Genomic DNA, 21495 nt, shown 5'->3' on the forward strand with positions numbered 1-21495 from the left:
TTGCGCTTACAGTAGATGTTTACGTAAACATACGTCAAGCACACATGAGAGAGACACCCGGTAAAATGGCCCAACGCCGAGCTTCAAATTCGGGGAGATCGCAGCCCACAATGCATGATGTGGCACGAGTGGCGGGGGTCAGCCAGATGACGGTGTCGCGGGTCATGCGCGGCACAGGCTATATCTCGAAAGACGTGAGAAAACAGGTTGTTGGTGCAGCGCGTGAGATTGGTTACGTGCACAACAGGCTGGCAGGCGGCAACGCCACCTACGACAATCCGATTGTCGGCGTCGTGGTGCCGACGATGCAAAACCGGGTCTTCACGGAAGTCTTGTCGGGCATCAACACGGCGCTGGATGAAAGTGGGTTGAGGCCGGTGTTTGGCGTGTCGGAGTATTCGCTTGAGACCGAAGAAGACCTGGTCTTTGACCTGCTGTCCTGGCGCCCGAGGGGGTTGATTCTCCCCGGTCTTGAACACACGGACGCTCTGCGAAAGATCGTCACGCAGACCGGGGTGCGCGTGGCCGAGATCATGGACACCGATGGTGATCCGATCTCAGCCTGCTTCGGGGTGTCGCACATCAAGGCGGGTGAAGACATGGCCAGACATCTGATCGAGCGCGGTTACAGGACCTTTGCCTATGTGGGCAGCCTGGACGGTCTCGATCTGCGGGCCACAAAGCGGTTCGAGGCCTTTGCCCGAACGGTGCGGGCCGCCGGGGCGCAGATCGTCGATGTGGAAAGCGCCCATGGCGCCTCGTCGATGGAGGCGGGGCGGGCTGCCACGGCCAGGCTGATGCAAGAACGATCTCCGGCTCAGGCGATCTACTATGCAAATGATGATCTGGCCGCTGGCGGGCTCATGCATTGCCTGGCCGAAGGCCTTGCGCTGCCCGAGCAAGTCGCACTTGCGGGCTTCAACGGGCTTGGATTTCTCTCAGCTCTGCCGAAGCTGATCACCACGACGGTGACGCCGAGGTTCGAGATTGGCAAGGCCGCTGCGACCTGGCTGATGCAGCCTGACACAGACGCGGATGCCCATGCCGTGGAGCTGTCAGCCTATCTGCGGATTGGCGAGACGACCTAGCGCGGCAGATCGCGCGCGGCTGTGCCCCACGGGGTGGCAGGTTGGCAGCCTGCATACGACCGTCCTCCCGGATGGCCCCGACACGGGCGCACGATCATGGCCGGAATTGTGTCAAATTGTATGTCCAGACTGACGGTGCACTTATCGCCAAATTAACAAACTCCCTGCAAAACCATGCTCTGTGTGAGTATTGGTATCAATTGAGCCGTTCTATGCGTATCTGTTCCATCGACGATGACGAGATCATCCTTGGTGTCATCACTGCGGTTCTGGGAAAGCTGAGCAACTGCGAGGTGGAGGGCTACTCCGATCCCAGGGCGGCGCTGCGGCGGTGTGAAGAGGTCACATTCGATCTGGTTCTGCTCGACTACCGGATGGGCGATGTCGATGGGATAGAGTGCCTGCGCCTGCTGCGAGCGTCCCCCGAATACAGACATGTGCCCATTGTGATGCTGACCGCCGATCAGGAGCGGGATCTGCGGATCAAGGCGGTCAAGTTTGGGGCTACGGATTTTCTCAACAAGCCCTTTGATCCGGAAGAACTGCGCCTGCGGGCTGGAAATCTGGTGTCTCTGCGAGAGGCGCAGCTGGCGCTCGAAGACCGTGCAAGACATCTCGACCAGGAAATCAAGACGGCAACGCGCGCTCTTGTCAGACAGGAGGAAGAACTGATCTGGCGGCTGGCCCGCGCGATCGAGGTGCGGGATGGCAACACCGGCGAACACATCTCAAGGGTTGCCGAGGTCTCTGAAATCATCGCTCGTCACATGGGAATGGACAGCGACTATTGCCGGACCCTGTACCTCGCGGCTCCGCTGCATGACACCGGCAAGATCGGCATCCCGGATGCCATTCTGAACAAACCCGACCGTCTGACGGATCATGAGCGGGTCATCGTCGAAAAGCACACCGATATTGGCGGCCGCATTCTGGAAGATGGCGAGAGCGATCTCATCCGCATGGCAGAGGAGATCGCGCTGACCCATCATGAGAAATGGGATGGCACCGGCTATGGCCGTCGCCTGGCAGGTGACGACATACCGTTGTCTGGACGCATCGTTGCAATAGCAGATGTGCTGGACGCCCTGTGCACCCAACGCCCCTATAAAGACGCCTGGCCCTTCGAGGCCGCACGCGACGAGATCCACCGTCTCTCCGGTTCTCATTTCGATCCCGATGCGGTGTTTGCCTTCGAGGCCGGGATCGCAGAGATCGAACAGGTCTACCTCAGAACTCAGCCGTCCATGCAGACAGCTTAGCATCAATCGCAAAAGGAAATAGCAATGAAGGCCATCCTGACCCTGTGCCTGATCTTTCTCGCAAGTTTGCTTCACGCTGAGGCGTTGCCAGATCCGCAAGGCGATGTGATTCTGTCCGTCAGTGGCGATATCGCTGTGACCAACGGCGAGGGTGTCGCGCGGTTTGACCGCGCCATGCTGGAGGCGCTGGCACAACGGACGACCACAACAATGACGCCCTGGTACGAAACCAGCCGTGCCTTCTCCGGCCCGCTGGGTCAGGCGTTGCTGGAGGCGGTCGGCGCGCAGGGCCAGACCGTGCGTATTTTTGCCCTCAACGACTACAGCGCCGATGTCCCGGTAGAGGATTTCCAGTCCCATCCGGTTATCCTCGCCACGCATGCAGATGGCCAGCCGCTCAGCATTCGCGACAAGGGGCCGTTGTTCCTGATTTACCCCTTCGATGAAGCACCTGAGCTCTTCAACGAGGTCTATTTCGGCCGCTCGGTCTGGCAGATCGCACGTATCGAGGTGCTCGATTGACGTGAGGCGCTTCTTCTCACCGCTGATCAGAACGGGAAGCATTGGCAAGGTGACAATGCTGCTTGTCGTCTTGGGCGCGTTTCTGATCGCGGGAACGGCGTTTCTGTTTCTCAACCTGTACGAGCGGCAGCGTTCGATTGCTGAAAGCGTACGGGAAGATGCGATGTGGGCGGTGTTCCAGACCGACCGCGAGGCCTCTCGCCTGATTGAGGCCCTCTATGCCGCACAAGCGGACCCGCGCCCTGATATGTTGCAAAACGTCAGCTTGCGGTTCGATCTTGTCTATAGCCGCGCCAAACTCCTGAGCGAGGGTCGGTTTGCTGAGACGTTTTCCACCGCGCCCGATGTTCAGGCTGCAGCCCGGTCCGCGAAAAATGCCATTTTGGGCATGGCCGAGCGAATTGATCCCATGCTTGGCAATCAGATGCGGTTGCGCGCGGCTTTGCCGGATTTTCTGGAGCGTGCGAAGGGCATTCGGGCGGAAACAACGCAGCTTGTGATTTCCACCAACCGGGCCCTCGACGAGTTGCGTGTGTCGGAGCGCGCCCTGACATCCCGGAGCTACAGCCGTCTGGCCCTGGGTGTGGGCTTCACCGCTTTGGTGTTTGTGTCGATCATTGCTTTGCAGTTTGCGCAACTGGCGTTCATTTCAAAGACCAAGAGGAAGCATCGTCATTTGAGCCTGCGCAACGCCCGCAGCGCCAAGGCCGCGCGCGCGGCCAGTGATGCAAAGACCAGATTTCTGGCGACGATGAGTCATGAGATCCGGACGCCGCTGAACGGTATTATCGGTGCGGCGGATCTGTTGAAAGATACCGCCCTGTCGCCGGAGCAGAAGGGCCGGGTTGCGACCATAAGGAACTCGGGCAATTTGCTGCTGGATGTCATCACCGACATCCTCGACTATTCGAAACTCGAAGCAGACGTGATCACCTACAACTATGCGCCTGTGTCCCTTACGGATATTGCGACACTGCTGGACACGACCTTGCGCCCTCGTGCCGAAGAGGCCGGGCTGGGGTTCGAGATCAGATGCCCGCCCTGCGAGGTTGTAACGGACGCGGTGCGTTTGCGGCAGGTCATGGTCAATCTGATTGGAAATGCGATCAAATTCACCGAGCAGGGCCGGATCAGCATTTTAGCAGAGATCAAAGGCGGAGACACCCTGCGCCTCAGCGTGTCCGACACTGGAATCGGCATTTCTGCGGAGGATCAGGGCAAACTTTTTAAGGACTTCAGCCAGATTGACGGCTCCCTGTCCCGGCAATTTTCAGGCAGCGGGCTTGGGCTTGCCATTTCAAAGCGTATTGTCGTCGACATGGGGGGGCAGATCGGCGTGTCGAGCGCGGTGGGAGAGGGCAGCCTGTTCTGGATCGAGCTCCCCGTCCGCGCCGTCAGCTGGTGCCGGGATGCGCGCCCGGTCGAGGTGGCGACACCGTCGTTGATGCCCGCTCGCTTTGATGCGGAGGTGCTGCTGGTGGAAGACAATGAGGTCAACCGACGGGTGGCCTCGGCAATCCTGCAGCGGTTCGGCGTCGTGGTCGAGAGTGCGGAGAACGGGCAGGAGGCGCTCGATAAGCTGGCCGAGCGGAGCTTTGATCTGGTCTTCATGGACCTGCAGATGCCGGTTTTGGACGGGGTGGCAGCAACGACAGAGATCAGAAAGAGAGGGCTGACCCTGCCGATTGTGGGGGTGTCCGCCAACGCCTTTGAGGAAGATCGCAAAAAATGCCTGAAGGCTGGAATGAATGACTATGTCACCAAGCCGATCACGGCAGACCGGCTTCAGGTGGTGTTGGCCCGATTTGCGAAAGCGGTGGCGACGGACCCCGTGGCGCCGTCAGACAGGATGGATCTGGTCGACCCCGGGCAAATCTCCTCCATAGTGGATCACACCGGCAAGGACACGTTCCTGAAGATGCTCGCAAAGCTGCGCGCTGATGTAGAGAGGGCCGCCGAGGCGCTCTCAGATAAGGGAAGCGGATGGGCCAGCCAGGAGCGGGACGCTGCCTTTCACGCGATCAAAGGTGCAGCATTCACGCTTGGCCTCAAGTCACTGGGCGAGCTTGCCCAGGACATGCGCACCGGCCATCAGGCCATCCCGGACCCCGCAGCACAGCTCGTGTCGGTCGCGCGTGCAAGCATCGAGGCCGCGCGCGCGGTTGACTGACATGGACGGGTTGGCCGCGCGGTCCTTTGGCCCTCGGGCTCAGCCTGTCCGCAACAGCGTGATTTCGAACACACTGTGATCGACGCCATCTGATTTTTCAGCCACTTGCCGCACGTCGATGCTCTCTCCGGTCTCTTCTGCGAGGCCATGCAGCATGCCGATGACCATCGCATCGAGTCCGCTGCGTTGAGAGACATAATGCAGGTGGTAGATGTCCTCCGACTGGTGCTCCAGCGTGAAGGAGGGGGGCCGCAGGTCGGGCATCGCGTGTTTCACCTGCGCGTGCATGTCATCAAGCCCGCGCAGCTGGTCGAGAAAGCCCGGGCCCGCACGGGTCATCAACGGACCAAAGCGCGATCCACCGGCATAGTCGATCCAGTAGGATCCGAAAGCCGTCATCGCCTCGGTGTCCGACAGCTCCATCCGGTCAGAGATGGCGCCCACCAGCTCATAGGTGACGCTGTCGTCATACCGCTGCATATCTTGAAACTCTTTGTCGGGCAGAGCGGCGATCTGACAAATGTCGTCCCAGGTTTGCGCGCCGTGATGCGTCAGGACAAAGCTGCGGATGCCCTCGTTGACCATACCATACATACCGTTCACCTCTTGAATGCGTTACGCATGTGGCTCGCCAAGCCCGTCCGGCCGTGAGTTCGGCGGGCACTGCTTGACCTCACATGCATTTTTAAGGGCGCGGGATATGTGGGGGAAGCCGAAGGCGTGCAGGAGGTTTATGCGTGAATGCAGGCAAGGTGGGGCTGCGCTTGAGCCCGATCAAAGGGTGCCAGAGTTGCCCCGGATGAGGAGTAACAAAGAGTGTTTGAAACGGCTAAGCAAGAACGACTCCGCAGATGCTGCGCATCCGCTCTTTCGTCCGACGCAGGCGCAGTGCGCCTACTGGGCTGCGCCCGACCTCGGGCCGGAGGCTGTCTTGCAAAAGGTCCGGGGGACCTTTTGAAGCCGGAGGGGGGCGTGAGCCCCGGGGTGCACGTATGTGCGCCCTCCCCGTGGGGGCGGTCGGGCGCGGCCCGAGGCGGGGCCTCGGGCACGGAGAAATTATAAATGACGGCAGTTAGCTCTGCTTTTAGGTGCCGAGGCGATCATACTCAGTTGGGTCGGCCAATGGCAGTTTGGCAAAGAATTTCTTTTCTAGGCCGATGTTCGATAGGCCCAGATCTTTTCGCATAGCTCTTTGTATCTCCTCCAATGTATCGAAAAGCCCTCTGAGCGAATGGTCTGGCTGACCAAGCTTGGCCAGCGGTCTCAAAACGGCAGGCGAAGCCCAGAGTACCGCTTTGGTTCGGATTGATACCAATTCCTTCGCAATCTGATTGTGATCTATCTCACCTGTAGCTAGGTCTGGTTTTCCAGATAGAATTAACTTTTCAATCAACTGCATAAATTGAAGATAGATTTCCAGCTTTCTTTCACGATGAGCTGCTTCGATCTCCCGCCTTCGAGATACGCTTTGAGTATACAGAGTTGCCGTCAGACCCAAGACGGCAGTTAGAACTGTTACTGCCAGGGGAACGTATATCTCTGGCTCCAACTCACCCGCGCCTTCGACTATGTAGTCAAAGAGAGTAAGGGAATTCCACAAGATGTAGCCGGTAACTGCAGTGGCACCACAGATGATAACAAAGGCAAATAGGTTCGCGATCAGCTTCATTTGGGATGCACTAGCTCAAACATCCAACTCCTCCACGAACTTGGCGTTCTCCTGAATATACTGGAACCGCAGTTCGGGCTTTTTGCCCATGAGGCGCTCGACCAGATCGCCCGTTTCTCCCGGCATGTCTTCGTCGATGCTCACGCGGATGAGCTTGCGGGTTTTGGGGTCCATGGTGGTCTCTTTGAGGTCCTTGGCGTCCATCTCGCCGAGGCCCTTGAAGCGGCTGACGTCGATCTTGCCTTTGCCGCCCAAGCCCTTTTCGAGCCACATGTCCTTTTCGCCCTCGTCGAGGCAGTAGACGCGCCGCGCGCCTTGGGTCAGGCGGAAGAGGGGCGGGCAGGCGAGGTACAGATGCCCGGCGTCGATCAGCGGGCGCATCTGGGTGAAGAAGAAGGTCATCAGCAGCGAGGCGATATGGGCGCCGTCCACATCCGCGTCGGTCATGATGATGATCTTGTCATAGCGCAGATCGTCGAGGTTGAAACGGGTGCCCATACCGACGCCGAGGGCCTCGCAGAGATCGCTGATCTCGGCGTTGGAGCCGAGCTTGCTGGACGCGGCCCCCAGCACGTTCAGGATCTTGCCCTTGAGCGGCAGCAGGGCTTGCGTTTCGCGGTTGCGCGCGCCCTTGCCGGAGCCGCCCGCGCTGTCGCCCTCGACGATGAAAAGCTCGGTGCCTGCGCGGTCTTTCGAGGTGCAATCGGTCAGCTTGCCAGGCAGGCGGAGCTTCTTGGTCGCGGATTTGCGGGCCGTTTCCTTTTCCTGGCGGCGGCGCAGGCGCTCTTCGGCGCGCAGCACGAGGAAGTCGAGAATGGCACCTGCGGATTTCGTGTCGGCAGCGAGCCAGTTGTCGAAGTGGTCGCGCACGGCACCTTCGGTCATCTTTTGCGCGGCTTCGGTGGAGAGGCGGTCCTTGGTCTGGCCGACGAAGGCCGGATCGGCGATGAAGCAGCTCACCAGCGCGCAACCGCCGGAGATGAGGTCTTCGCGGGTGATCTGCGACGCCTTGCGGTTGTTCGCGAGCTCGCCATAGGCCTTGATGCCCTTGAGGATCGCGGCCCAGAAACCCGCCACATGGGTGCCGCCTTCGGGCGTGGGCACGGTGTTGCAGTAGGACTGGATGAAGCCGTCGCGGGACGGGGTCCAGTTGATCGCCCATTCGACCTTGCCCGCCTGGCCGAACTTTTCCTTGAAATCGACGGTGCCGGCGAAGGGTTTTTCGGCGTAGGTGGTGGATGCGCCTAGGGTTTCGCCGAGGTAGTCGGAGAGGCCACCGGGGAAGTGGAAGGTGGCCTCAGCGGGCGTTTCACCGTCGTCGATGGCGGATTTCCAGCGGATCTCGACGCCGGAGAAGAGGTAGGCCTTGGAGCGGATCGACTTGAAGAGGCGGCCGGGCTTGAAGCGGTGGGAGCCGAAGATCTCGGCGTCGGCATGGAAGGTGACGGTGGTGCCGCGGCGGTTGGGGGCGGCGCCCACCTGTTCGACGGGGCCAAGCGGCAGGCCGCGGGAGAAGCGCTGCTCGTAAAGCTGGCGGTCGCGGGCGACCTGCACGACCATCGAATCCGACAGCGCGTTGACAACCGAGGCGCCGACGCCGTGCAGACCACCGCTCGTCTCATAGGCCTTGCCGGAAAATTTACCGCCCGCGTGCAGGGTGCAGAGGATCACCTCCAGAGCGCTCTTGTCAGGGAACTTGGGGTGCGGGTCGATCGGGATGCCGCGGCCGTTGTCGCGGATGGTCACGGCGTAGTCGTCGCGCAGCTCGACCTCGATGCGGTTGGCGTGGCCTGCCACGGCCTCGTCCATCGAGTTGTCGAGCACCTCGGCCACGAGGTGGTGCAACGCCCGCTCGTCGGTGCCGCCGATATACATGCCGGGACGCTTGCGCACGGGCTCCAGCCCTTCGAGCACCTCGATGGAGGAGGCGTCATAGGCGGGCGCCGCAGTATTGGACAACAGATCGTTGGGCATCGGGCTCGAACCTCGTTTTATGATTGGCGGCAAGTATGGCAGAGCGGGCACGGTGGGGAAAGGGCGCATGGTGGTGTGACGCGGTTGTGGGCGGTGCAGCCCGAGGACCAGTTGCCGCTATTGCAGGCAATGCGAAGGCGATGCGCCCTGCCGCGTCATTGTCGGCTTGGCGGCGCGGATGTGGTGTGCAAATAGGGGATCAGATGAAGGAATGTCACAGCTATGACAGATATGCCCAAGCCCACCGAAGCCACACTGCGGGACCTGCCGGACTGGCGATATCTGCTGCAGGAGTTCTATGAGCTTTACCGGTTTCTGCCGTCGGGCGGCAGTGATCGCATCCGCAGCCACCAGCGCAACGTGCGCGAGGCGATCAGCCGGGTCTTGAAGGCAAAACCGGCGATTCGGCTGCAACCTCCTGCCTCCAAACCCGTGACGGCGCATCTCAAACGGGCGCTCGACGAAGGGCGGGCTGACCGCATGGGCAAGATGATACGGGCGCTGGAATCGGTGCAGTCGGACCTGTCTTGGCAGTACGGCTATGAGAAGGTGCCAAAGCCGCTGTTGGGCAGCTACGCCTATGCAGAAGTCACCGGGCCGCAAGGTCCCGTTGTCACCACCGATATCATTTTGGGCGTTGTGCTTTTTGCACCCGGGTGCACCTATCCGGCACATGCCCACAAAGGGATCACGGAAAGCTATGTCTGCCTCTCTGGCGCGGTTTCGGAAAACCATCAGGGCGTCTATGTGCCGGGGTCGCTCATTTTCAATCCGCCCGAGCATCTGCACCGGATCACCGTGGGGATCAATGAACCTGCGCTTTTGGCCTATGCCTGGATCGGCGCGCCTGCGGATTTGCAGGATCAGAAGATGGTCTTCAGCCGCAGCCGCCGGGCCGGTCAGGAGGGGCGTTGAGCGCTCATGGAGGGTACGAGATGAGCTGGATTGCCACCATTCCATTTGAGGCCGCCACCGGCAAGCTGCGCAGGCTGTACGAGCGCATTGCAGGGCCCGACAACAATGTCGACAACATCATGATGGCGCACAGCCTGCGGCCGCATACGATGGAGGGTCACATGGCCCTCTACAAGTCTGTGCTGCATCACTCCGGGAACACACTCCCGAAATGGGTTTTGGAGGCGCTGGGTGTTTTTGTGTCGGGCCTGAATGGCTGCGCCTATTGCGAGACGCATCATTTTGCCGGTATGGCGCGCCTGCTGCGCGACGATGCACAGGCCGACCAGATCAGATCCGCACTGGCCGACCGGCGGGTCGACGCCGCCCCCATCAGCTCCGGTGAGAAGGCGGCCATGCGATATGCCGAGAAACTCACCCTGCGTCCGGCGGAGATGGTTGCGGAGGATGCCGACGCGCTGCGCACAGCCGGGTTTGACGACGGGCAGATCCTCGAAATCAATCAGGTGGTGAGCTATTTCGCCTATGCCAATCGGACGGTGTTGGGACTTGGGTGTTCAACCAAGGGCGATGTTATCGGGTTGTCACCGGGCAATTCGGACGACCCCGACGACTGGGGGCATCATTAGGCGCGCCCGGCTATTCGCCTTTCAGCCGCGTCTCAAACCGCAAACCTTCCGCGGTGCGGGCGGCAAACCCCTGCCAGTACGTGTGGTCTTCGGTGGGTTTGGCTTCTTCATCCAGCGCAATGATGCCATCGCTGGCGTTCGGGATCAGCTCCAGATAAGGCCGCTTGTCCAAATCGCCTTTCAGATGCAGTTCGAAGAACGCCGTCGAAAAGTGCTGCGCAATGTTGTTCATGCGCGTCGTGTCCCAGACCGGATCGGCATAGTGCTCGAAGGGCACAAAGTCGAGCTCTTCAACCGGGATCCAGGATTCCTTTGGCGCGGGGATCGGAGCTGCAGCGTTGTGATTGGCGTTTTCAAAGGTCAGCAGGTGACGCTCCGCGCCTGTGGCTTCCTCAAAGATCGTGCGGATGGTCTCGTAGACGGACACATCATCCGCCCCGCCCGCCATCAGCAGCGTCGGCACACGCAGGCCGGCCAGCCCGTTTGCATCCCAGAAGCCGGCGTTGCGACCCCAGGGCCCGATGGCGATGATGGCCTTCACGCGGCTGTCCACCAGCGCCTCGTGGCTGTCCGAGCCCGCAAGATGTGAGGAGAGCAGCCCATTGGGTGTGCCCCAATTGTATTCGGTGGCTGCCTGAGTGACGCCCGCGCCCCCAAAGATCAGCGCGCCGTAGCCGCCCATGGAATAACCGATGACGCCCACGGCGTCGGTGTTGATAATGGCGCCCAACTCACCCTCCAGCGCGGCCATCTGGTCCAGAATGAAACGCTGGTCAATCGGGCGGTGGTAAAGCGTGGCGCCAAAGGCCCCCTGGTCCGAATAGGTGCTGTCTGTGTGATCGATGGAAACCGTGACAAAGCCCTTGGAGGCCAGGTTTTCTCCTAGATGAGACATCAGGAAGCGGTTGCCCGGATAGCCGTGGCTTATCAGGATCAACGGATAGGTCTCGCCAGCGGCGGGCAGGGCGCCGCGCACCGCCCGACCGCTCAGGGTGACTTCGGTCTTCCCGTCACGCAGAACCGCGCGATAGTTTCCGCCTGGCCGCGTCCCGTCCGCCGCCGGATACCAGACCTCCGCTTTAAGAGGCCGGTCATAGAGCGGCGTGTCATTGCCGTCGATGCTCACAATATCAATCTGCGCGCTGTGAACAAACTCCAGCGTACGCACACCGATGGGTCTCGATCCGTAAGAGGCCAGTTCCGGCGCGTCGGGTCTGATTTGGTCAATCGGATTCGACAGCGCTGGCAGCGCAATCAGGGCCGCCGCCGCCGCAAGCAGTCGTGTGAACATAATGTACTCCCGCAGGTCTCGTCCTACCCGCAGGCACAGAGTGACAGGTTCTTCGGGCAATTCAACCAGTTGAGGCCGCTTTTTTGTGTCTGGAGGCGGCTTTTTACGGGCAAATTCAGTGGAACGGTGACGCTTTGAGGGGATCAACGTCCATTTTCACACTTCCCGTTATGCGAGAATACTTCCCCCCGACCCGCGAGAGGCGTATGGCAGGGATATGCGTAAAGTGATGACTTACCCCCAACACGTCTGGGCCATCCTGTGTTTGGGGCTTCCGCTCATTGGCGGTCACCTGGCTCAAGTGGCCATCGGTGTGACCGATACAGTCATGCTGGGCTGGTACGGGGTGGACGCCCTGGCGGCTGTCACGCTGGGGTCGACGGTATTCTTTGTGCTGTTCATCTTCGGGTCGGGCTTTGCCTGGGCGGTGATGCCGCTGGTGGCCTCGCTCGCGGCGGAGGGAGATGAGGTTGGATTGCGCCGTGCCACGCGCATGGGGCTGTGGTTAAGCCTGGGCTTCGCTCTGCTCGCTGTTCCGGTGATGATCTGGTCCGAGCCCATTCTGCGCGTGCTGGGGCAGGGGAATGTACTGGCCGCCCAGGCCAGCGCCTATCTGCGCATCGCCGGTCTTGGGCTTGTGCCCGCGCTGTTGGTCATGGTGTTGAAATCCTATCTGGCCGCGCTGGAACGCACACAAGTCGTGTTTTGGATCACGGTGCTGAGCGCGGTGACCAACGGGCTGATCAACTACTCGCTGATCTTCGGCAACTGGGGCGCGCCGGAGCTGGGCGTCCGGGGTGCGGCACTGGCTTCGGTTGCGACGCAAATCGTGGCGTTGTCAGGCGTGGTGGTTTATGCGCGCTGGGCGCTGCCTGAACATGCACTCTTTCAAAGGCTCTGGAGGCCGGACTGGCCCATGCTGGCGCGCGTGTTCCGCTTGGGGTGGCCCATCGGGCTGACCAGCTTGAGCGAGGTGGGCCTCTTTGCCGCCTCGGCGATGATGATGGGCTGGCTTGGCACGGTCACGCTTGCCGCACATGGGATCGCCATTCAGCTCGCATCCATCACCTTCATGATCCATGTGGGCTTGAGCAATACGGCCACCATCCGCGCGGGCAATGCCTATGGGCGCACTGACGTCGGTCACATGAAAAAGGGGGCCTTGGTGGTCACGATCATGTCGCTGGTGATGGCCTCTTTGACGATCGTCGCGTTTTTGCTGTTGCCTGAGCAGTTGCTGTCTTTCTTCATGAAGAGCGATGAGCCGCACCGCCTCCAGATTCTCGCTATTGGGACGGGGCTTTTGGCCATGGCGGCGCTGTTTCAACTGGTCGATGGGGCGCAGGTCATTGCGCTGGGGTTGTTGCGGGGCGTGCAGGACACCCGGGTTCCCATGATCTTCGCGGCTGTCAGCTATTGGGGTGTCGGGTTGCCCTGCAGCTATGTTTTCGGATTTATGCTGGGGCTGGAGGGTATCGGCATCTGGCTCGGGCTTGTTGTCGGGCTGGGCCTTGCCGGTCTGCTTCTGTCGGTTCGGTTTTGGGGGGTGGCCCTGCGCAAGCTGACGGTCCCATCGCAGGCGATGGCCTGAACGCCGCAGTGGAGCTGCCTGGGCTGGTATCACGGGCGGATCAATTGACCACGACCTTGCCATCCCGCGTGGCACCAACTGTGTCCGGCACCCAGACTTCCATATGTCGCAGAGCCCGTGCGAGCAGGTTGCGCAAGGCTTCGGCCCGGGCGGGATCGTAGTGCCAACCGTCCTCTTGCGCGGTCAGATAGGCAGGGCGCGCTATCTCGATTTTGAGCGCATGCACCCCAAGTTTCGGTCGCCCATGGCGCGCGACAGTCCAGCTGCTGTTGCGGCTTGCCTGCATCTTTGTGTGATAGCCCGAAGCCTTCAGCAAGATCCCCCCAACATCGGCTGCAAGGCTGTGGCTGCAGGCCACGCCTGTGTTCGTGTGCAGTCTGATGTCGGGCAGGCTTGGATCGACCGAGCCGATCCTGTCAACCCGCGCGGCGTGACAATCCAGAAGCAACGCATACCCGTGATTGGCCCGCACCCGCGCGATTTGAGAGGCAAGTGCGGCGTGGTAGGGCGCGTGAAAAGCCGCCCGCCAGTGCCGGATCTCCGCCGTACTGGGCGGGTCGTGCCAAATCTCTGCTCCGTCGAGGTTGAGGAAGGGCACCACCGCATCAGCGCTATTGACGCTGCCCGCGTCGGTCAGCGTTGGATCTCCGTTGGCATTGCACATGTAACGGTGAAAAGCCGGTATGATGATGGTGGCGTCGTCCGAAAGCCCGTCGAAGAGCTGGTCAATGTGCCAGTCGGTATCCGCAAGGCTGCGCCCCGTCGCGTTCAACCGGTCCATCACCACCTCCGGTATGTGAGAGGAGGCATGTGGCAGAGCGAGGATCAGCGGGCTGTTGCCCTTGACCGCCTTGATTGGCATTGGTGTCCTCCTCTCATGCGCCTCTCCGTGTCAGGGCACGGTGTGCCGGGGTCTGAATATCTGTGGTCACAGGGTCCGCGACGGGGGTTAAGCGCCGGTATAGGGATCGCACGACCACGACTTGGATGAGACCGGAAGGCCGTCCGGCCTGCTTGCGCGTCGGGCGTAAAGGCAAGATGTTCGTGGCGCATCACGCGGAGAGTTTTGCGAAGGGTTTCACCAGCGCACGGGCGACCATGTCGAGCCGGTCCTGACCGTAAAACATATCCCCTTCCACGAAATATGTCGGCGACCCAAGCACATGGCGGGCGATGGCCACTTTGGTGTTGGCCGCGTGCTGCGCCTGAATGGCATCGCTTTGTGCTGCGTCCACCAAGGCCGCACCGTCCATCCCCAGAGCATCGGCAAGCGCGGCAATGGTCGCGGCATCCGCGTGATCTGCGTCGTCGCGCCAATGCGCCTGCAAAAGCGCACGGGACAGCGCGTGCACGTCCAGGCCCATCGTCTGCGCCGCGATGATCGCGCCGTTGCCCAAGGCCAACGGGTTGTCGTGGTGTTTGGGGCGGCGCATGATCCAGGGCAGATCGCGGTACTCCGCCCAGCGGGTGATCTCTCGTCCGAAGTAGTAGGAACTGTGTGTCTTGGAGCGGGCGCTGAACGGCGCGCTGCCCGCGGCGGCGATCACCGGGTTGAGGTCCATTGGTTTGTGGATCACCTGCGCATCATGTTCAGCAGCGATCTCGGCCAGCCGCCAAGCGCCGAGGTAGGCAAAGACGGAGTGGCAGGAATAGAAGTATTCGATCTCTTTCATGGCATTACCCTTTCTCAGCCAATTGGCGCGCATCCTGGGCCATGCGTGCGATCACATCGCGCAGGCGACCCGTATCCTTGGGGTTGGAGGCATTGCCATCCAGCCCGCGCCTGAGCACGCCTTGCAGGATCGCAAGCAGGCGGAAATAGGAAAAGACCACATAGAACGTCCAGTGATCGGGGGCGGCAAGGCCACGGCGGCCGCAATAGTCCGCGACATAGGCGTCCTCACCCGGCAGGCCGAGGGCGGCACGATCCACTCCGCCGAGGCCCCGGAAGTGCCCGGCATGCGGCAGGCGCCAGTGCATGCATTGATAGGCCAGATCGGCCAGAGGGTGGCCCAGGGTGCTGAGCTCCCAATCGAGCAGGGCGATGACCGCCTCGCGGTCGGGCGCGAAGATCATATTGTCGATGCGGAAATCACCATGCACGATGCTGGCCGCGCCATCGTCTGCGACCATGTGGTCGCCCAGCCAACGCATCAGCCAGTCGGCATCGGGCAGCGCATCCGCCGCCGTCTGCATGTATTGCCCCGACCAGCGCGTGAGCTGGCGGGCGAAATAGTTGCCGGGCTTGCCGTAGTCCGCCAACCCGACCGCTGCGGGATCCACATCGTGCAGGGCAGCAAGCGTTGCGTTCATTGCATCATAGATGCGGGTGCGGGCTTCGGCGTCGAGGTCGGGCAAGGCGGGGTCCCAGAAGATGCGGCCCTCCACCATCTGCATGACCATGAACTGCGTGCCAAGCGGCGTCTCGTCGCCCGAGAGGTGGTAGACTTCTGGCACCGGCACAGGCGTGTCTGCCAGCGCCTGCATGACGCGGAATTCGCGGTCCACCGCATGTGCGGATTTCAGAAGCTTGCCGGGAGGTTTGGCGCGCAGCACGAAGTGGCCCGCGCCGCTGGTCAGCCGATAGGTCGGGTTCGATTGCCCGTCGGAGAACTTCTCGATCCCGTCCAAGCGTTCGAACCCCGCCACATGCGCTGCCAGATAGCGCTCCAGTTGGGCGGTGTCATAACTGTGCATCGCGGCGGCTCCCTGATGACCCATGGACATCTCCCCGCGATCTAAGCAACTCTGCGCGGGCGGGGAAAGCCCCGATTGCCAGGCGGGAGGTGCAGATGGACTTCGGAATGCGGGAGGAAACCCGGGCGCTGCTGGACCGGGTCGCGGTCATGATCCGCGACGAGGTCATGCCGCTGGAGGCGGAGTATCACGCCGAGATCGGCATAGGCGACCGCTGGGCCTATACCGCACGGCAGGCGGAGATCCTCGAAGGGCTGAAAGCCAAGGCCAAGGCGGCGGGACTGTGGAATTTCTGGCTGACCGACAGCGCGCGCGGCTTCGGGCTGAGCACAGTCGAATACGCTTACTTCGCCGAGGAAATGGGGCGCACACCGTTGGGGGCGGAGGTGTTCAACTGCTCCGCACCCGATACCGGCAATATGGAGGTGTTCGAACGCTACGGCACACCTGCGATGAAAGAGCAGTGGCTTGCGCCGCTGTTGGAGGGGGAGATTCGCTCCGCCTATCTGATGACGGAGCCGGAGGTGGCGTCGTCGGATGCCACAAACATCGCCATGTCCTGTGAAAAGGTTGGAAACGAGTATTTATTGAAGGGTGAAAAGTATTGGGCGAGCGGGGCGGGGGACCCACGTTGTGCGGTCTATGTCGTCATGGTGCGTACGGGTGATGAGGATGCGCCCAAGCACAAGCGCCATTCGATGATTGTGGTGGATGCCAAGACGCCCGGCATCGAGATTTTGCGGCCCATGATGGTCTTTGGCCATGATGATGCCCCGCACGGGCATATGCACATCCGGTTCAATGATGTGCGCGTGCCTGCGGAAAATATGCTGCTGGGTGAGGGGCGCGGGTTCGAGATCGCCCAAGGGCGGCTGGGGCCGGGGCGGATTCACCACTGCATGCGCTCGGTCGGGCAGGCCGAAGCGGCGCTGGAATTGCTCTGCCAGCGGTCGCTGCGCAAGGAGGCCTTTGGCAAGCCGCTCGCGCAGTTGGGCGCGAATTTCGACATCATTGCCGAGTGCCGGATGGAGATTGAGATGGCGCGGTTGCTCTGCCTCAAGGCCGCCTGGATGATGGATCAGGGTGACGCGCGCGCGGCCGCCCCGTGGATTTCCCAGATCAAGGTCGTGGCACCCCGCATGGCGCTGAAAGTGCTCGACGAGGCGATGCAGATGCACGGCGGGCAGGGCATCAGCCAGGACACCCCGCTGGCCATGGCCTGGACCTGGCAGCGTGCGCTGCGCTTTGCGGACGGGCCGGACGCCGTGCACCGGCGGCAAGTGGCGCGGGCTGAGCTGCGCAAATACACTCAACAAAAGATCTAACTGTTTCAAAGCCATATCCGATGTCCGGCGGTTTTACGCTGACCGGCCCTCTTGGGCGTCATGCAACAGGGAACCCACCGGGGGTGGCACGGGTTAAGCTTTCGCAAACCCGGCGTGCGGCTGCGCAGCCGGGTCGGGTTTAACCAGTACCTGGGGAGCAGGGTAACGAGTGCTCGGTGGGTCGGGCCTGCGGGTCTGACCCACCGTGGTTTACGCCTCTTTGCGCGTTTAAGTCGTTTTTGGCATTGAGTGGCAGTTGCTTGTCTTCCACACTGCTCTCATGCGCCCGCCTGTGATCGACAATCTGCAATATGCAAAGTTCTCGCCCCGCATCTTCGAGGAGATGCGCGCAGGCGGTGTGGATGCCGTGCATGTGACCGTGGCCTACCACGAGAGCTTTCGCGAGATGGTGCTGAACCTCGAACAGTGGAACCGCTGGTTTGAGGATCACCCTGATCTGATTTTCAGAGGCACCTGCGCCGAGGACGTGCTGCGCGCGCAGCAGAGCGGGCGCACTGCGATCTTCTTCGGGTTCCAGAACCCCAGCCCCATCGAGGATGACATCGGGCTGGTCGAGATCTGCCACCAGTTGGGCGTGCGCTTCATGCAGCTGACCTACAACAACCAGTCCTTGCTGGCGACGGGCTGCTATGAGGCGGAGGACACGGGCCTCACCCGTATGGGTCGCGAGGTGGTGGCGGAGATGAACCGCGTCGGCATGGTGGTCGACATGTCGCATTCCGCCGAACGTTCGACGCTGGAGGCGATTGAGCACTCCACTCGGCCCATTGCGATCACCCATGCCAACCCCGCGTGGTGGCATGAGGCCTTACGCAACAAGTCTGATACGGTGTTGCGCGCGCTGACAGAGGCAGGTGGGATGCTGGGGTTTTCGATCTATCCGCATCATCTGAGAGGCGGCAGCGCCTGCACGCTGGACGCGTTCTGCGCCATGATCGGTGAAGCGGCGCAGCGCTACGGCGCGCGGCACCTCGGGCTGGGCTCGGACCTGTGCCAGGATCAGCCGGACAGTGTGGTCGAATGGATGCGTGTGGGGCGTTGGACCAAACGCATCGACTATGGCGAAGGCTCCGCCGCGGCCCCCGGCTTCCCGCCAATGCCGACATGGTTCGCAGGCAACCGGGACTTTGGCGTCATCCGGCAAGGGCTACTGGCGCAGGGGCTGTCCGAGGCAGAGGTTGATGGCCTCATGGGGGGCAACTGGCATCGGTTCTATGCCGAAAGTTTTGGTCCGGCATGAAGGACTATGTGCCCCCTCCCGAGGCACCGCTGCGCGCCCCCGCCCAGGTGATGCGGCTGAGCCGGATGGGGTCGATGTTCCCGACCCGATTGTCGTTTCTGCGCACGTTGATGCGGTTTCTGGCGGCGGAAAAGGCGCAGGTATCCCGGCTTGTGTGGGCGATGTGCGCGCGAGGCTATGGCCATGCCGTCTATTCGATATCCTTCGGCGGGCATACCTATGCGCTGGTGGCGGTCTCCACGGAATTGGCGCCGCAGGACCGGACGGACAGGGTGATCGCCGAAGCCTGGGACAGCTCCTATGTGCTCTATGACGGGGTGCCGGATGCGGATGAGGTCGCGCGCATCTGTGCCACTGCCCCCCTGCAGGAGGCTGCGCGCTTCACCGAGCGTGATCTGGTGCTGAGCCGGGCCAACAAATCCGTGCGGCTCTTCCAGCATGTGGTGGAGCGACTGCGGGCGGGCCAGCAGCCAGACCGGCGGATGGTGGATGAGATCGGCTATCTGATGCGCACGACTGCGGTCTATGGCAATGGCAAGTTTGGCATTGCCGACCGTGCCTGCATCGACACCCGGCCCGGGCTTCAAGGTCCGTTCATGGCTGAGATGTTGACTGTTTGGCTGATCCGGCAGTTCACTCATGATCTGGTGGAGCATGTGGGGCAGGGCCGGCTTGACCGCGACCTCAAGCGGCATCTGGGCATCGGCAACTCCACAGGGTTGGGCATGGCGCCCTTTTTGGTCACGCATCCGGTGCTCTTGAACAACTGGATGCTGGCGCGAGAGACAGCGCTGGCGCGGGTGCGCGCCCTGCGGCATCTGGAGCCTGAGCGGGCGACGCGCCTCATCGCTCTGGCGGGCCGAGCTGGGCGGCATTTGGCGGAGTGGCGCGTGCCCGATGCGGCCCATCAGGCGCGGATCGACCGGTTACGCGCGGATTGGGCGGCTTTTGCCGCCGCGATGACGGCTGAGGCTTTGGCGAAGGACGGGGCCCTCGCGCGGTTGGTCCAAGCCTCCGCCGCGCAGAGCGAGGACCTGCAGGAGCTCTTGGTGGCTTTGATGCTTGAGCCGTTCCCGGAGTTGGTGAACGGGTTGGCCGACTGCATGGCCGACCCCGTTGGGCCGCTCCCGGACCCTTTGGCAGATACGGGGCAGTTGCGCGAGGAAATCGCGCGCAGTTTCGATTGGGCGCTGGTGCCCGATTACGCGGATGACGCGCAGTGCAAGCAGTTCTGGTATGTGAGTGCGGCAAAACAGGAGCCGCGACTGGGCAATCGGTTTGCAGACAGTGGGGCGGAGCTGGAAAGCCCGTTGGACATCGCGCGCCGGATCAAGGCCCTGTTTCTCGATCTGCCGGAATGGTCGGAGGCGGTGCCTGCGTTTCTTGAAAGATATCCGGATCATCTGCTGGCGGTCCAGCGCGTGGCCCTGACAACGCGGTATCCCTATGCGGAGATTCGCGACAATCTGATCGGGGCCGGGTGCCGGCCAATCGACATGCTGCGCTGCAAGTTGGCGTTTTTTGGAGCCTCCAAGTTTGACCCGAAGTCAGATCGCTGGACGCGCATCACCCTCTGCCAGGGCGCGCCGCTCGCTGATGAGTTGGACAGGCGGGCGGATGACTGGTGGTTGCCGGTCTTTGACGCATGAGCTGGTCGCGCGCCGAGGTTTCCGCGCTTGCGGCCAAGGCGGCCCGCGGCGCAGGTGCGCCCGCTGCGCAGGCCGCGCTCTTTGGCCAGGCGGCTGCGCTGCATTTGGCGCAAGGGCGCCGGGCGGAGGCGTTGACCGAGGCTCTGGATATGCTGCCGGAGGGGCCAATCGGGAGCCTGCCGCTGGTCCTGCAGAGAGCCCTTCCAGAGGCAGCGGTCGGGAACGTGGTTGACGTCGATTGGGACGGTGATCGCGAGTTGGCGCAAAGCTATGTCGATACCCTGCCGGTCCCATGTGTCGTGCGGACACAGGGCGTGGACAAGCTGACGCTTGGCTTTGTTGGATCGGAAAGACCGCTACCGCTCCGGCGGATCAGCGGCTGTGACGCGTTGATCGCACAGATGACCAAGCTTGCCCGGCGCACCTTTGTGCCGGAGAGTGCCGCGTCGCGGTTGAGCGGGGCAGGGGCGGGCCTGAGCGACAATGACTGATCGGGTGCGGGTGGCCTGAAAGCCCACCCCACCTGCTGGTAAAAACGGTTGGGACAGGCAGGTCAGGTGGGCCTTCAGGCCACCTTTGGTTGCGCAAACGGGTCTTCAGGATAGCCGACATCTGCGAGATAGAGGCCTTGCGGCGGGCAGACCGGGCCGCAGGCGGCGCGGTTGCACGCGGCCAAGGCTTCTGCCACCTGCTCGGGGAGCCAAGAGCCTGCACCGACCCGCTCCAACGTCCCGACGAAACTACGCACCTGATTGTGCAGGAAGGATCGCGCGCGCACGTCGAAATGCATCTCTGGACCATGTGTGGTCTCGACGCGTGTCACCTCCAGGCGGTCGAGCGTTTTCAGCGGGCTGTCGGACTGGCAGATCGATGAGCGGAAGGTGGTGAAATCGTGCTGTCCGATCAGATGCGCCGCTCCGGCCTGCATTGCGTCCACATCGAGGTCGTGCTTGACCTGCCACACCAGCCCGGCCTGATGGGTTGCGGGCGCCCGGCGCATCAGGATGCGAAAGAGATAGCGTCGCTCCAGCGCAGAGAACCGCGCGTGCCAATCGTCGGGCACCGCCGCACAGGACACGATAGCCACGGGGTGAGGTTTCAAGTGGTGGTTCAGCGCCTCGGAGAGGCGAAACGGATCCCACTCCGCCGCCATGTCACAATGCGCCACCTGCCCGAACGCATGCACGCCTGCATCCGTTCGCCCGGCCGCGGCGATGGTATGCGGGCCCGGCTCCAGCTTGGTCAGCGCGGCCTCGACCGCGCCCTGCACTGACGGCTGATCAGCCTGCCGCTGCCAGCCCGCAAAGGGCGCTCCGTGGTATTCGATTTTCAACGCATATCGAGGCATGGCGCTGGCCCTAGCGTGGTGGCGCGCGGGCGTCAAATGGCTTTGCCCCCTCTGGTGCCCGGGCGCGCCAACGCCTATGTAGCGCGGAATGAGACCTGCAGGGGCGA

General features: G+C 62.1%; 19 protein-coding genes. 11 read left to right on the forward strand and 8 right to left on the reverse strand.

Annotated features, from left to right (window positions below; all coding sequences use genetic code 11):
• The first annotated feature begins 110 nt into the window (after window positions 1-110).
• The 4 genes from So717_RS16150 (at window position 111) to So717_RS16165 (ending at window position 5039) form a co-directional block, all read left to right on the forward strand.
• Window positions 111-1088, forward strand: coding sequence for a LacI family DNA-binding transcriptional regulator (locus So717_RS16150; RefSeq protein ID WP_159979166.1), 978 nt, complete (start codon window positions 111-113; stop codon window positions 1086-1088).
• A gap of 212 nt (window positions 1089-1300) precedes the next feature.
• Window positions 1301-2347 carry an HD-GYP domain-containing protein gene (locus tag So717_RS16155; RefSeq protein ID WP_159979168.1) on the forward strand — a complete coding sequence of 349 codons (1047 nt, stop codon included), beginning with the start codon at window positions 1301-1303 and terminating at the stop codon, window positions 2345-2347.
• Between the two features lie 24 nt (window positions 2348-2371).
• A complete protein-coding gene (locus tag So717_RS16160; protein WP_159979170.1) occupies window positions 2372-2869 on the forward strand; it encodes a putative pterin-binding protein in 498 nt (165 codons plus the stop codon).
• A 55-nt stretch (window positions 2870-2924) separates the two neighbouring features.
• A complete protein-coding gene (locus So717_RS16165; RefSeq protein ID WP_159979172.1) occupies window positions 2925-5039 on the forward strand; it encodes a hybrid sensor histidine kinase/response regulator in 2115 nt (704 codons plus the stop codon).
• Between the two features lie 39 nt (window positions 5040-5078).
• Here So717_RS16165 and So717_RS16170 read toward each other — a convergent pair whose 3' ends face one another.
• The 3 genes from So717_RS16170 to parE all read right to left on the reverse strand — a co-directional run bounded on the left by So717_RS16170 (window position 5079) and on the right by parE (window position 8682).
• Window positions 5079-5633, reverse strand: a complete 555-nt coding sequence (locus tag So717_RS16170; protein ID WP_159979174.1) for a heme NO-binding domain-containing protein — start codon at window positions 5631-5633, stop codon at window positions 5079-5081.
• A gap of 490 nt (window positions 5634-6123) precedes the next feature.
• Window positions 6124-6708 carry a hypothetical protein gene (locus tag So717_RS16175; RefSeq protein WP_159979176.1) on the reverse strand — a complete coding sequence of 195 codons (585 nt, stop codon included), beginning with the start codon at window positions 6706-6708 and terminating at the stop codon, window positions 6124-6126.
• A 15-nt stretch (window positions 6709-6723) separates the two neighbouring features.
• Complete coding sequence (gene parE / locus So717_RS16180; RefSeq protein ID WP_159979178.1) at window positions 6724-8682, reverse strand: DNA topoisomerase IV subunit B; 1959 nt, start codon at window positions 8680-8682, stop codon at window positions 6724-6726.
• 222 nt (window positions 8683-8904) lie between these two features.
• Between parE and So717_RS16185 the strand changes: the two genes are divergently transcribed.
• Both So717_RS16185 and So717_RS16190 read left to right on the forward strand, forming a co-directional pair.
• Window positions 8905-9597: a dimethylsulfonioproprionate lyase family protein gene (locus So717_RS16185; RefSeq protein ID WP_159979180.1), complete on the forward strand. Its 693-nt coding sequence runs from the start codon at window positions 8905-8907 to the stop codon at window positions 9595-9597.
• A gap of 20 nt (window positions 9598-9617) precedes the next feature.
• Window positions 9618-10226 (forward strand): carboxymuconolactone decarboxylase family protein, encoded by a 609-nt coding sequence (locus tag So717_RS16190; RefSeq protein ID WP_159979182.1) that lies wholly within the window; start codon window positions 9618-9620, stop codon window positions 10224-10226.
• Window positions 10227-10236: 10 nt separating this feature from the next.
• On the opposite strand, the gene So717_RS16195 is transcribed toward So717_RS16190, so the two are convergent.
• The gene (locus So717_RS16195; protein WP_159979184.1) at window positions 10237-11517 is read right to left on the reverse strand and encodes an alpha/beta hydrolase family protein; all 1281 of its coding nucleotides are present in this window, start codon (window positions 11515-11517) and stop codon (window positions 10237-10239) included.
• Window positions 11518-11734: 217 nt separating this feature from the next.
• Here So717_RS16195 and So717_RS16200 point away from each other — a divergent pair, with 217 nt between their 5' ends.
• Window positions 11735-13108, forward strand: a complete 1374-nt coding sequence (locus So717_RS16200; protein ID WP_159979186.1) for an MATE family efflux transporter — start codon at window positions 11735-11737, stop codon at window positions 13106-13108.
• A 40-nt stretch (window positions 13109-13148) separates the two neighbouring features.
• Here So717_RS16200 and So717_RS16205 read toward each other — a convergent pair whose 3' ends face one another.
• The 3 genes from So717_RS16205 to So717_RS16215 all read right to left on the reverse strand — a co-directional run bounded on the left by So717_RS16205 (window position 13149) and on the right by So717_RS16215 (window position 15805).
• Window positions 13149-13970: an N-formylglutamate amidohydrolase gene (locus So717_RS16205; protein WP_159979188.1), complete on the reverse strand. Its 822-nt coding sequence runs from the start codon at window positions 13968-13970 to the stop codon at window positions 13149-13151.
• Between the two features lie 190 nt (window positions 13971-14160).
• Window positions 14161-14781, reverse strand: a complete 621-nt coding sequence (locus tag So717_RS16210; RefSeq protein WP_159979190.1) for a 2-hydroxychromene-2-carboxylate isomerase — start codon at window positions 14779-14781, stop codon at window positions 14161-14163.
• A 4-nt stretch (window positions 14782-14785) separates the two neighbouring features.
• Window positions 14786-15805, reverse strand: a complete 1020-nt coding sequence (locus So717_RS16215) for a phosphotransferase (RefSeq protein WP_159979440.1) — start codon at window positions 15803-15805, stop codon at window positions 14786-14788.
• A gap of 89 nt (window positions 15806-15894) precedes the next feature.
• On the opposite strand from So717_RS16215, the gene So717_RS16220 reads away from it, so the two are divergent.
• The 4 genes from So717_RS16220 (at window position 15895) to So717_RS16235 (ending at window position 20531) form a co-directional block, all read left to right on the forward strand.
• Window positions 15895-17130, forward strand: a complete 1236-nt coding sequence (locus So717_RS16220) for an acyl-CoA dehydrogenase family protein (protein ID WP_159979192.1) — start codon at window positions 15895-15897, stop codon at window positions 17128-17130.
• A 280-nt stretch (window positions 17131-17410) separates the two neighbouring features.
• Window positions 17411-18391, forward strand: a complete 981-nt coding sequence (locus So717_RS16225) for a membrane dipeptidase (protein ID WP_159979194.1) — start codon at window positions 17411-17413, stop codon at window positions 18389-18391.
• Window positions 18388-20040, forward strand: coding sequence for a hypothetical protein (locus So717_RS16230; protein ID WP_159979196.1), 1653 nt, complete (start codon window positions 18388-18390; stop codon window positions 20038-20040). Before So717_RS16225 ends, So717_RS16230 begins: the two co-directional genes overlap by 4 nt.
• Window positions 20037-20531, forward strand: coding sequence for a hypothetical protein (locus So717_RS16235; RefSeq protein WP_159979198.1), 495 nt, complete (start codon window positions 20037-20039; stop codon window positions 20529-20531). Before So717_RS16230 ends, So717_RS16235 begins: the two co-directional genes overlap by 4 nt.
• Before the next feature lie 74 nt (window positions 20532-20605).
• Here So717_RS16235 and truA read toward each other — a convergent pair whose 3' ends face one another.
• Window positions 20606-21388 (reverse strand): tRNA pseudouridine(38-40) synthase TruA, encoded by a 783-nt coding sequence (gene truA, locus So717_RS16240; protein ID WP_159979200.1) that lies wholly within the window; start codon window positions 21386-21388, stop codon window positions 20606-20608.
• Window positions 21389-21495: the final 107 nt, after the last annotated feature.

The organism is Roseobacter cerasinus, from assembly GCF_009811755.1.
GTDB classification, from domain to species: domain Bacteria; phylum Pseudomonadota; class Alphaproteobacteria; order Rhodobacterales; family Rhodobacteraceae; genus Roseobacter; species Roseobacter cerasinus.

Excerpts from the sequence above, each read along its gene's own strand:
- So717_RS16150 (WP_159979166.1), top strand. The coding sequence starts at position 111 with ATGCATGATGTGGCACGAGTGGCGGGGGTCAGCCAGATGACGGTGTCG.
- So717_RS16155 (WP_159979168.1), top strand. The coding sequence starts at position 1,301 with ATGCGTATCTGTTCCATCGACGATGACGAGATCATCCTTGGTGTCATC.
- So717_RS16160 (WP_159979170.1), top strand. The coding sequence starts at position 2,372 with ATGAAGGCCATCCTGACCCTGTGCCTGATCTTTCTCGCAAGTTTGCTT.
- So717_RS16165 (WP_159979172.1), top strand. The coding sequence starts at position 2,925 with ATGCTGCTTGTCGTCTTGGGCGCGTTTCTGATCGCGGGAACGGCGTTT.
- So717_RS16170 (WP_159979174.1), bottom strand. The coding sequence starts at position 5,633 with ATGTATGGTATGGTCAACGAGGGCATCCGCAGCTTTGTCCTGACGCAT.
- So717_RS16175 (WP_159979176.1), bottom strand. The coding sequence starts at position 6,708 with ATGAAGCTGATCGCGAACCTATTTGCCTTTGTTATCATCTGTGGTGCC.
- parE (WP_159979178.1), bottom strand. The coding sequence starts at position 8,682 with ATGCCCAACGATCTGTTGTCCAATACTGCGGCGCCCGCCTATGACGCC.
- So717_RS16185 (WP_159979180.1), top strand. The coding sequence starts at position 8,905 with ATGACAGATATGCCCAAGCCCACCGAAGCCACACTGCGGGACCTGCCG.
- So717_RS16190 (WP_159979182.1), top strand. The coding sequence starts at position 9,618 with ATGAGCTGGATTGCCACCATTCCATTTGAGGCCGCCACCGGCAAGCTG.
- So717_RS16195 (WP_159979184.1), bottom strand. The coding sequence starts at position 11,517 with ATGTTCACACGACTGCTTGCGGCGGCGGCGGCCCTGATTGCGCTGCCA.
- So717_RS16200 (WP_159979186.1), top strand. The coding sequence starts at position 11,735 with ATGCGTAAAGTGATGACTTACCCCCAACACGTCTGGGCCATCCTGTGT.
- So717_RS16205 (WP_159979188.1), bottom strand. The coding sequence starts at position 13,970 with ATGCCAATCAAGGCGGTCAAGGGCAACAGCCCGCTGATCCTCGCTCTG.
- So717_RS16210 (WP_159979190.1), bottom strand. The coding sequence starts at position 14,781 with ATGAAAGAGATCGAATACTTCTATTCCTGCCACTCCGTCTTTGCCTAC.
- So717_RS16215 (WP_159979440.1), bottom strand. The coding sequence starts at position 15,805 with ATGCACAGTTATGACACCGCCCAACTGGAGCGCTATCTGGCAGCGCAT.
- So717_RS16225 (WP_159979194.1), top strand. The coding sequence starts at position 17,411 with ATGCGCCCGCCTGTGATCGACAATCTGCAATATGCAAAGTTCTCGCCC.
- So717_RS16230 (WP_159979196.1), top strand. The coding sequence starts at position 18,388 with ATGAAGGACTATGTGCCCCCTCCCGAGGCACCGCTGCGCGCCCCCGCC.
- So717_RS16235 (WP_159979198.1), top strand. The coding sequence starts at position 20,037 with ATGAGCTGGTCGCGCGCCGAGGTTTCCGCGCTTGCGGCCAAGGCGGCC.
- truA (WP_159979200.1), bottom strand. The coding sequence starts at position 21,388 with ATGCCTCGATATGCGTTGAAAATCGAATACCACGGAGCGCCCTTTGCG.